This window comes from Streptococcus sp. 5346 (genome assembly GCF_013277455.1).
Taxonomy (GTDB): Bacteria; Bacillota; Bacilli; order Lactobacillales; family Streptococcaceae; genus Streptococcus.
Window position 1 is genome coordinate 119,884 of the sequence record NZ_VMMY01000009.1, and the last position, 10,292, is coordinate 130,175.

Genomic DNA, 10,292 nt, shown 5'->3' on the forward strand with positions numbered 1-10,292 from the left:
ATGTATTTGATTTGTGACTTGTTCACTAGTTATATATCATATTAAAAATCGCAATTTATATTCTACTATACAATACTCAACAAAAAACGAACAGGCTCTTTTTCTGTCATTCAGAAGAGAACTTGTTCGTTTTTATCTTGCTTTTTAAAACACGCGATACACATAGGGATTCTCTGGTTTATCGACTTTGGTAAAGCTATCGATTTCCAAGGTTGGGAGGTTTTGTTTGAGTTCTTTATGATAGTGATTGACCAGTTTTCCTTTGGCCGTTATCCAAGTGTTATTTTCATACTGACGGGTATTTCCCTTGGTCAGCAATCCATAGACACCTGAATCCGCGATACAGTGAATAATGCCGAAGCGGAATAGAAATTGGCTATTGGCATGACTGGGGTCGTTATAGATAAAGCCTGTGAACTGGACTGTCTTGCCCTCGAATTCATCTGGATAGTCGTAGATAGCCTCCATGACTTCCATATAGTTTTCATTAGTGATCTGAATACTATCTTGGGACAAGTATTTATCCGCCGCAGTTCGCATTTCCTTTTCATAAGCTGCTTTTGAAAAATAAGAACTGGTATCTGGTTTCAAATATTGGCTTGTCGTTCCTTCACTGGTCTGAATGGCTTGATCCGTGCCTTCTGATAAAGGAAAATGGTAGCCTTTGGCAGAAACGGTCTGAGAATCCAAGCTAACAGTTGGGAAAGTTAAGCCGATGACAAGTGGAATAGCCAGAAGAGAAATACTCGTCATCTTGGCCAATCGGCTGTTCAGATGACTGTGGGTTTTGACTTGCTTCATCCAGATATACAATTGAACGATTGCCAAAGCAAAGGAAAGCACCATGGAAATATAGGCCAGATAGTAATAGTGCATGTTGATGTACTGGTTCAATTTGCCCGACAGATGGAGATAAATAGTCAATTCAAAATAGCCAGCTAAAACTAAAAATCGAATCATAGGATGACTCCAATCAAGAGAGAATACACTAAGACGACAAGAGTCACAATCGTTATGAAGTGACTGATAAATCGTGCTTTCAAGTAATTTTTCATCATGAGAATATTTTTGATATCCAGCATTGGGCCAATCACGAGAAAGGCCAAAACTGGTGCTAAGCCGAAACTCGAGAGAAGAGAAGCTCCGATAAAAGCATCGGCCTCACTACAGAGAGAAAGAAGAAAGGCCAAAAGCATCAAGAGCAGGATGGCAAAAAGAGGGGTCGCACTGATAGAGGTCAGAATCCGAGTCGGAACATAAACCTGTATTATTGAGGCAAAGAGACAGCCAAATACCAAATAGCGTCCCGTATCAAAAAATTCATCAATGGCCTGCACAAAGACCTGAAAAACTTTTTTTGCAGGGGTCAAGTGAGAAAAATCATGCTCATGACAGGCCAGACGATTTTTTTTCTGAATCGGTTCTTGCCAGAAAAATCCTAGAAAAATCCCAAGTATCACAGCCACAACAATGGAACCAAGAGCTCGTAACAGGGCGATATGGAAGGAGTTGCCAAAGGCAGAATAGGTCGCAAAGAGAACAATGGGATTGATAACAGGTGCTGTTACAAGAAAGGGAACGGCCGTGTAACTTGGAACCTTCTTTTCCAGAAAACGATTGATGATGGGGACGATTCCACATTCACAAGAAGGGAAAAGCATACCGACAAAGGTCCCAAAAAAGATTCTCCCCCAACGATTTCGAGGGAGAAAATGATAAACCTTGTCAGGTGTGATATAGACCTCAATCAGCCCTGAAACAATACTTCCTATCAGAACAAAGGGAAGGGCTTCAATGATTATAGAGAGAAAAATAGCCCCAGTCTGAAGCACACTAGACGGGAGTTGTTGGAAAGCAGTCATCTAGTTTTTCTTTTCTGCTTTGGCTTTTTTCTCTTTGTCATCAGGGAAAGTGACTTGTTTCAAATCAGGGAGTTTCGCAAACTCTTCAAACATCTTGTCCAAGTCGTCTCGTTTTGTAAATTTTACAGCCATAGGTGTACCTCGATTCTAAATTCTACCTCTATTATACTATTATTTTAAGGAAAAGGGAGTTTTTTAATTTGTTTTCGATAGTTGATACTCTTCGAAAATCTCTTCAAACCACGTCAGCTTCGCCTTGCCGTATATATGTGACTGACTTCGTCAGTCTTATCTACAACCTCAAAACCGTGTTTTGAGCTGACTTCGTCAGTCTTATCTGCTACCTCAAAACGGTGTTTTGAGCAACCTGCGGCTAGCTTCCTAGTTTGCTTTTTGATTTTCATTGAGTATGAAAAGGATTGGAGCAAGCCTTCCAGCTTATGGTATAATAGATTCATGGATAAAAAATATGAAAAAATCTCCCTGGATTTGGGAGTGACGTTAAAGCAAATTGATACCGTTCTAAGTTTGACAGCTGAAGGGGCGACTATTCCCTTTATCGCGCGTTATCGCAAGGACATGACTGGTAGTTTGGATGAGGTGGCAATTAAGGCCATTATTGACTTGGATAAAAGTCTGACAAATCTCAACGACCGTAAGGAAGCTGTTTTAGCTAAGATTCAAGAACAAGGCAAGTTGACTAAAGAGTTGGAAGAAGCTATCTTAGCTGCCGAAAAATTAGCAGACGTAGAAGAACTCTATCTTCCATACAAGGAAAAGCGTCGAACCAAGGCAACCATTGCTCGTGAAGCTGGACTCTTTCCTCTTGCTCGCTTAATCTTGCAGAATGTAGCGGACTTAGAGAAAGAGGCTGAAAAGTTTGTCTGTGAAGGATTTGCGACTGGCAAGGAAGCATTGTCTGGTGCAGTTGATATTTTGGTTGAAGCCTTATCGGAAGATGTGACACTGCGCGCCATGACTTATCAGGAGGTGTTGAGACACTCTAAACTCACTTCTCAAGTCAAGGATGAAAGTCTTGATGAAAAGCAGGTTTTTCAGATTTACTATGATTTTTCAGAGACAGTGGGAACTATGCAAGGCTATCGTACCTTGGCGCTTAATCGTGGGGAGAAACTAGGAATTTTGAAGGTCAGTTTTGAACATGCGACGGACCGTATTCTTGCCTTCTTTGCTGCTCGTTTCAAGGTGAAGAATGCCTATATTGATGAAGTGGTTCAGCAGTCAGTTAAGAAAAAAGTCTTACCTGCTATCGAGCGCCGTATTCGAACAGAATTGACTGAAAAAGCAGAAGAAGGAGCTATCCAACTTTTTTCTGACAACCTACGCAATCTGCTCTTGGTTGCTCCGCTGAAAGGGCGCGTGGTTCTAGGATTTGACCCTGCCTTTCGTACAGGTGCCAAGCTAGCTGTCGTTGATGCAACAGGAAAAATGTTGACAACTCAGGTCATTTATCCTGTCAAACCAGCATCAGCTCGTCAAATCGAAGAAGCCAAGAAAGATCTGGCGGACTTGATTGGTCAATACGGTGTAGAGATTATAGCTATTGGAAATGGAACTGCCAGTCGAGAAAGTGAAGCCTTTGTGGCGGAAGTTCTTAAAGATTTTCCTGAGGTTAGTTATGTCATCGTAAATGAAAGTGGTGCTTCGGTCTATTCTGCCAGCGAACTTGCTCGTCAGGAGTTTCCAGACTTGACTGTTGAAAAACGCTCTGCTATTTCTATCGCCCGTCGTTTGCAAGATCCCCTTGCGGAATTGGTCAAAATCGATCCTAAGTCAATCGGTGTCGGCCAGTACCAACACGATGTCAGCCAAAAGAAACTATCTGAAAGTCTAGACTTTGTCGTGGACACGGTGGTTAACCAAGTCGGTGTCAATGTCAATACGGCCAGCCCAGCTCTTCTTTCACACGTAGCTGGACTCAATAAAACCATCTCTGAAAATATCGTCAAATACCGTGAGGAAGAAGGAAAAATCACTTCACGCGCTCAAATCAAGAAAGTTCCGCGTCTGGGCGCCAAGGCCTTTGAACAGGCAGCTGGTTTCCTTCGTATCCCAGAAAGTAGCAATATCCTTGATAATACAGGAGTTCACCCAGAAAATTACGCTGCCGTTAAGGAACTTTTCAAACGTTTGGACATTACGGGCTTGAATGAAGAAGCACAAAGCAAACTCAAGTCGCTTTCAGTCAAGGAAATGGCGCAAGAGCTAGACCTTGGTCCAGAAACTCTTAAAGACATCATTGCAGATCTTCTCAAACCAGGTCGAGATTTCCGTGATTCCTTTGACGCACCTGTACTTCGCCAAGATGTCCTAGATATTAAGGATTTAGTAGTCGGACAGAAGCTGGAAGGTGTGGTGCGTAATGTCGTTGACTTCGGTGCCTTCGTTGATATTGGGATTCACGAGGACGGTCTGATTCATATTTCCCATATGAGTCGCAAATTTATCAAACATCCTAGCCAAGTGGTGTCAGTTGGTGATTTGGTGACCGTTTGGGTCAAGAAAATTGATACTGAACGTGAAAAAGTCAATCTGTCGCTCTTAGCTCCAAATGAAACTGACTGATTTCGTTAAGCAGGTTTCGCTAGAAGACTTCGGGAGACCTTTTATCCATCGAGCCCAGTGGAATTCTCGTCTACGTTCGACAGGTGGGCGATTTTTCCCCAAAGATGGGCATTTGGATTTTAATCCCAAGGTTTATCAGGAACTGGGTCTGGATGTTTTTAGGAAAATTGTCCGACATGAACTCTGTCATTATCATCTCTATTTTCAAGGGAAGGGCTATCAACACAAGGATCGGGATTTTAAGGAACTTTTGAAAGCAGTGGATGGATTACGCTTTGTGCCCTCCTTGACAAATAGCCACTCTAAACCACTCAAACTTTATCGTTGCCAATCCTGCCAGCAAACTTATCATCGCAAGAGAAGGATTGATACTCAACGCTATCGCTGTGGAGTTTGTAGAGGTAAATTGCTATTAGTAAATCAGCCTGAGGACTGATGAAAGCTGAGCCTACCCGTGATATACTATGACTAACCTAGCAGAAAGAGGAAATATCATGAACAGTAAATTTTATAAAATGAGACGAAATCGCATGATTTCAGGAGTTTTGGCAGGTCTGTCAGACAAGTGGAACTTTGATGTTACCCTTGTTCGTTTCTTGTTTGCCATTTTTACAGTTGCAAACTTTGGACTTGGCGTGATTATCTATATCATCCTAGCTTCTGTCATGCCAACCAAGGAAGAAATCGAAGCAGAAATGTACGGAACAGGCCCACGCAAACGAAAAGAAGCCCAAGCCATTGACGATAATGAAGGATGGTTTTGGTGAGGTTTTACAAAAGATTTGAAATATGCAAAAAGCTTTAAATCAATAGTCTAAACTGCTTGATTTAAAGCTTTTTTACTTTTAATAATATTTTTCCAGATTCATCTACAAACTAAAAATAATATTTTGAACTTAGATTTCTAATCTGATTTTTCATGCTGAGACAATACATTTTTTGAAAAATAGTGGATGCTGATAACAACTGATAGCCAGCAAATAGCATAAGCAGTAGCTGTAAATTCTGTATCGATAAAGTATGTTTTTTCAACTAAGAGTTGACCGATGAATGGAGAGAGGAGATAGAGAAGTCCGATGAGTATATGTTCTTTGTGTTTCATTAAAGCGCACCTTCTTTCCTGATACTTAGAACGACTTACAAGTGTTCAATTTAATGGTATGTTATCTAGGTAAGCTTACTCAAATGTTAGTTCCAATTCCTCCTTTCCAAAGTAAGCCTTTTCATACTTATATTTTACAATTTTAAAAATAGGAAATCAAATCATTTTCTAAGTAATTTTTCCTACATTTCCCCCAATCTTACAAAAATGTAAGATTAAAGTCTATTTTGTAAGGTTAGGTTATGGCAAGCAGTCTTTTTTTGATGTAAACTAGACTTATAAAGAACAAAGGAGTAACATCATGAAACAAATCTTACATAAGAAAACAAGAAAACCAAGCCACAAAGATATCGAGCGTGTTCAGCTGGGATGCGCTATGATGCAAGCAACATTTCATTTGATGGGATATTAAGAAAGGAGATTCTCATGACACTTTTAGATGTAAAACACGTTCAAAAAATTTACAAAACACGTTTTCAGGGTAACCAAGTAGAAGCCCTCAAGGATATTCACTTTACCGTAGAAAAGGGTGACTACGTTGCCATCATGGGTGAGTCTGGTTCTGGTAAATCAACTCTTCTCAATATTCTAGCTATGCTGGATAAACCAACTCGTGGTCAGGTTTACCTGAATGGAACTGATACAGCAACTATTAAAAATTCACAGGCTTCTAGCTTCCGTCGTGAAAAGCTAGGCTTTGTCTTCCAAGACTTTAACTTGCTAGATACCCTGTCTGTTAAAGACAATATCCTGCTTCCGCTTGTCTTGTCAAGAAGACCTATTACGGAGATGATGAAGAAATTGGTGGTGACAGCTGAGAATCTAGGTATCAACCAATTGCAAGAGAAATACCCTTACGAGATTTCAGGTGGGCAAAAACAGCGTGTAGCAGTAGCTCGCGCCATCATCACTGAACCTGAAATTCTCCTTGCGGACGAGCCAACAGGAGCTCTTGACTCCAAGTCATCTGCAGCCTTACTTGATGTCTTTGATGAAATCAATGAGCGCGGCCAAACCATTCTCATGGTAACCCACTCAACAGCAGCAGCCAGCAGAGCTAAACGTGTACTCTTTATCAAGGACGGCATTCTATACAATCAAATCTACCGTGGAGAGAAGACAGAACGTCAGATGTTCCAAGAAATCTCTGATACCTTGACTGTCATGGCAAGCGAGGTGAATTAGTATGTTTCGATTAACCAATAAGTTAGCGGTATCGAACTTGATTAAAAACCGCAAACTCTACTATCCTTTTGCGCTGGCTGTTCTCTTAGCAGTCACAGTCACCTATCTCTTTTACTCTCTAACCTTCAATCCCAAGATTGCGGAAATTCGTGGAGGATCAACCATTCAAGCTACTCTAGGATTTGGTATGTTTGTCGTCACCCTTGCGTCAGCCATTATCGTCCTCTATGCCAATAGTTTTGTCATGAAAAACCGTTCCAAGGAACTAGGAATTTATGGCATGTTGGGCTTGGAGAAACGTCACCTGATCAGTATGACCTTTAAGGAGTTAGTGCTATTTGGGATTCTAACTGTTGGAGCAGGTATCGGTATTGGAGCCTTGTTTGACAAGTTGATTTTCGCTTTCTTGCTCAAGCTGATGAAATTGAAGGTTGAGCTGGTCGCTACCTTCCAGATGAAAGTTGTCATTACAGTACTTGTTGTCTTTGGTTTGATTTTCCTAGGCCTCATGTTCCTGAATGCCCTTCGAATCGCCCGTATGAATGCCCTCCAGCTCTCGCGTGAGAAAGCAAGCGGAGAGAAAAAAGGTCGTTTCCTACCTCTCCAAACGATTCTTGGTTCGATTAGTTTAGGGATTGGCTATTATCTTGCCCTTACGGTAAAAGATCCTCTTACAGCCTTAACAACCTTCTTCATAGCTGTTTTGCTGGTTATCTTTGGTACTTATCTCTTGTTTAATGCAGGAATTACAGTCTTCCTACAAATCTTAAAGAAAAATAAGAAATACTATTACCAACCTAATAACCTCATCTCTGTTTCCAACTTGATTTTCCGTATGAAGAAAAATGCGGTTGGACTAGCAACTATCGCTATCTTGTCAACAATGGTTTTGGTAACCATGTCAGCAGCGACAAGCATTTTCAATTCCGCAGAAAGCTTTAAAAAAGTTCTAAATCCTCATGATTTTGGAGTTTCAGGGCAAAATGTTGAAAAAGAAGACTTGGACAAACTCTTGAGCCAGTTTGCAAGTGACAAAGGTTATAAGATTAAAGAGAAAGAAGTGATTCGTTATACTTACTTTGGTGTTGCAAACCAAGAAGGAAATAAGTTAACACTTTTTGAAAAAGGACAAAATCGTGTCCAACCCACAACAGTTTTTATGGTATTTGACCAAAAAGATTATGAAAACATGACTGGTCAAAAACTGTCTCTATCAGGAAATGAGGTCGGACTCTTTGCCAAGAATGAGGGAGTTAAAGAACAGAAAACTCTAATTCTGAATGATCATCAATTTTCTGTCAAAGAAGAATTTAATAAAGATTTCATTGTGAACCACGTTCCAAATCAGTTTAATATTTTGACTGCTGATTACAATTATCTTGTTGTACCTGATTTACAAGCCTTTTTGGATCAATTCCCAGATTCGGCTATCTATAATCAGTTTTACGGTGGTATGAATGTAAATGCCAGTGAAGAAGAACAACTCAAGGTCGCTGACGAGTATGATAAATACCTCGATCAGTTTAATGCTCAATTAAACACGGAAGGTAGCTATGTTTACGGTAGTAATTTATCAGATGCTAGTACTCAGATGAGTGCCCTCTTTGGTGGTGTCTTCTTTATCGGTATTTTCCTATCCATTATCTTTATGGTCGGAACTGTTCTGGTCATCTACTACAAACAAATTTCTGAAGGCTATGAAGACCGTGAGCGTTTTATTATCTTGCAGAAAGTCGGTTTAGATCAAAAGCAAATCAAGCAAACCATCAACAAACAGGTTTTAACTGTTTTCTTCCTTCCTTTGCTCTTTGCCTTCCTACATCTAGCCTTTGCCTACCATATGCTTAGTCTGATTCTAAAAGTAATTGGTGTACTGGATACGACTATGATGTTGACTGTAACCTTGTCTATCTGCGCTATCTTCCTCATCGCCTATGTGCTGATTTTCATGATTACTTCAAGAAGCTATCGCAAGATTGTGCAAATGTAAAAAAAGATACCTCGACTTCAAAATCGAGGTATTTCTTGTATTTCATACTCAATGAAAATCAAAAAGCAAACTAGGAAGCTAGCCGCAGGTTGCTCAAAGCACTGCTTTGAGGTTGTAGATAGAACTGACGAAGTCAGCTCAAAACACTGTTTTGAGGTTGTAGATAAGACTGACGAAGTCAGCTCAAAACACTGCTTTGAGGTTGCAGATAGAACTGACGAAGTCAGGAACCATATATACGGCAAGGCGAAGCTGACGTGGTTTGAAGAGATTTTCGAAGAGTATTAAATGCTGAAAAGTTGTCCTAGCAGAAAGGTAACTCCCATGGTTAAGAGACCAATAGCAAGGTTCCGAATCATAGCCGTTTTGGTAGGTGCTTTTCCAAGTCTAGCACTTGTGTAGCCAGTCACCAAGAGTGAGAGTCCTACAATCAAGACAGTAGCAGGGATGCGGTAATCACTTGGGAAAATGGTCACTGACAGCATTGGAGGCAAACTTCCAAGGAAAAAGGCAACGAAGCTAGAAATGGCAGCATGCCAAGGATTGGTAAATTCTTCATACTCAATTCCATATTTTTCCTCTACCAAAGCCTTGAGCGGATTATTTAAAAAGGCTTTGTTGGTGAGAAGTTGGGCTGATGTTTCACACTCGCCATTTTGAATATAGGCAGCATAGAGGGACTTTTTGGCTAGCTCCATATCTTGGTTTAGCAAGACTTGCTCACGCGCAACGGCTGCTTCCTCGGTATCTTTTTGAGTTGAAACAGACACATATTCTCCACCAGCCATTGAAAAGGCGCCAGCTAAGATAGCCGCAAAACCCGATAAAAAGATAATCCAGATATTGCTTGTAGCACTGGCAACCCCGATAACCACACCAGCAATGGAAATAATCCCATCATTGGCACCAAGAACACCTGCTCGTAGGATATTTAAACGACCTGCAAAATTTGAATCAATTTCGTGATTTGTTTCTGACATACTATTCTCCTTTTTATCCAGTATAAAGGAAAAATATAGAGAAATCAATCTTTTAAAAGTATCTGAAAAAAGTTGCACGATTTTAATGATATAAAAATGTCGACATCTTCTCTGATAGATCAAACACCGAAGATAAAGAGTATAGAATAGCATAAAAAATTTAAAATTAAATATGATAATCATTTTGTTCACGTTATAATCGTTTACAAGAAAATATTTATCGATATTTTTTACATAAACCAAAGAGTTTACGAACATATTTTTGTTTTTTATCAAAAAACGCTTTACAAGTTCTTAAAAACATGATATAGTAATAAAGCTTAGAAAATGAGATGATGTTTTCTAGCAAATATAAACCCGAGTAAAAAACGCCTACGGACAGGCAGGGTTGAATGCCGAAGCGTGGTTGAAAAACCACATTATTGATAGGGTTAAAAGCCTACTTTTATAAGTTGATGTTAGGACACTTGTCCTAATTCATAAATTTTTAGTGTGGTGAAAGCACACGTCATCTTGTGAAACGATCAATAAAGTACGTAATATTTGCTACTAGAGAGTTAGGAAACATCGGGAACAGACATACTCAA

The 10,292-nt window shown here is 40.0% G+C and carries 12 protein-coding genes; 6 read left to right on the top strand and 6 right to left on the bottom strand.

From position 1 onward, the window contains the following. Positions 1-144: 144 nt before the first annotated feature. From HT732_RS06565 to HT732_RS10370, 4 genes are all read right to left on the bottom strand, one after another. Positions 145-960, bottom strand: coding sequence for a TIGR03943 family protein (locus tag HT732_RS06565; protein WP_173254387.1), 816 nt, complete (start codon positions 958-960; stop codon positions 145-147). Then, entirely contained in the window at positions 957-1,862 is a 906-nt protein-coding gene (locus HT732_RS06570; RefSeq protein WP_000123625.1) for a permease, read from the bottom strand. The genes HT732_RS06565 and HT732_RS06570 overlap by 4 nt, the downstream gene beginning before the upstream one ends. Next, a complete protein-coding gene (locus HT732_RS10510; RefSeq protein ID WP_000268685.1) occupies positions 1,863-1,994 on the bottom strand; it encodes an SPJ_0845 family protein in 132 nt (43 codons plus the stop codon). It abuts the gene before it with no gap. 113 nt (positions 1,995-2,107) lie between these two features. Beyond that, positions 2,108-2,266 (bottom strand): hypothetical protein, encoded by a 159-nt coding sequence (locus HT732_RS10370; protein ID WP_240155843.1) that lies wholly within the window; start codon positions 2,264-2,266, stop codon positions 2,108-2,110. Positions 2,267-2,318: 52 nt separating this feature from the next. Here HT732_RS10370 and HT732_RS06580 point away from each other — a divergent pair, with 52 nt between their 5' ends. Genes HT732_RS06580 through HT732_RS06590 form a run of 3 tightly spaced genes read left to right on the top strand, consistent with a single transcriptional unit; the run spans position 2,319 to position 5,215 of the window. Further along, entirely contained in the window at positions 2,319-4,448 is a 2,130-nt protein-coding gene (locus tag HT732_RS06580; protein ID WP_173254388.1) for a Tex family protein, read from the top strand. Beyond that, positions 4,435-4,884, top strand: a complete 450-nt coding sequence (locus tag HT732_RS06585; RefSeq protein WP_173254389.1) for a SprT family protein — start codon at positions 4,435-4,437, stop codon at positions 4,882-4,884. Before HT732_RS06580 ends, HT732_RS06585 begins: the two co-directional genes overlap by 14 nt. Before the next feature lie 58 nt (positions 4,885-4,942). Continuing rightward, entirely contained in the window at positions 4,943-5,215 is a 273-nt protein-coding gene (locus HT732_RS06590) for a PspC domain-containing protein (protein ID WP_001085048.1), read from the top strand. A gap of 137 nt (positions 5,216-5,352) precedes the next feature. Here HT732_RS06590 and HT732_RS06595 read toward each other — a convergent pair whose 3' ends face one another. Beyond that, positions 5,353-5,550, bottom strand: coding sequence for a hypothetical protein (locus HT732_RS06595; protein ID WP_173254390.1), 198 nt, complete (start codon positions 5,548-5,550; stop codon positions 5,353-5,355). A gap of 426 nt (positions 5,551-5,976) precedes the next feature. Between HT732_RS06595 and HT732_RS06600 the strand changes: the two genes are divergently transcribed. The 3 genes from HT732_RS06600 to HT732_RS10375 are packed head-to-tail and all read left to right on the top strand — an operon-like array spanning position 5,977 to position 9,013. Next, positions 5,977-6,735, top strand: a complete 759-nt coding sequence (locus HT732_RS06600; RefSeq protein WP_000173372.1) for an ABC transporter ATP-binding protein — start codon at positions 5,977-5,979, stop codon at positions 6,733-6,735. Between the two features lies 1 nt (position 6,736). Continuing rightward, positions 6,737-8,725: an ABC transporter permease gene (locus HT732_RS06605; protein ID WP_173254391.1), complete on the top strand. Its 1,989-nt coding sequence runs from the start codon at positions 6,737-6,739 to the stop codon at positions 8,723-8,725. A 51-nt stretch (positions 8,726-8,776) separates the two neighbouring features. After that, positions 8,777-9,013, top strand: coding sequence for a hypothetical protein (locus tag HT732_RS10375; protein WP_240155844.1), 237 nt, complete (start codon positions 8,777-8,779; stop codon positions 9,011-9,013). Here the strand turns inward: HT732_RS10375 and HT732_RS06615 are convergent. Continuing rightward, a complete protein-coding gene (locus HT732_RS06615; RefSeq protein ID WP_173254392.1) occupies positions 9,010-9,705 on the bottom strand; it encodes a VIT family protein in 696 nt (231 codons plus the stop codon). The genes HT732_RS10375 and HT732_RS06615 overlap by 4 nt on opposite strands. Between the last annotated feature and the right edge of the window lie 587 nt (positions 9,706-10,292).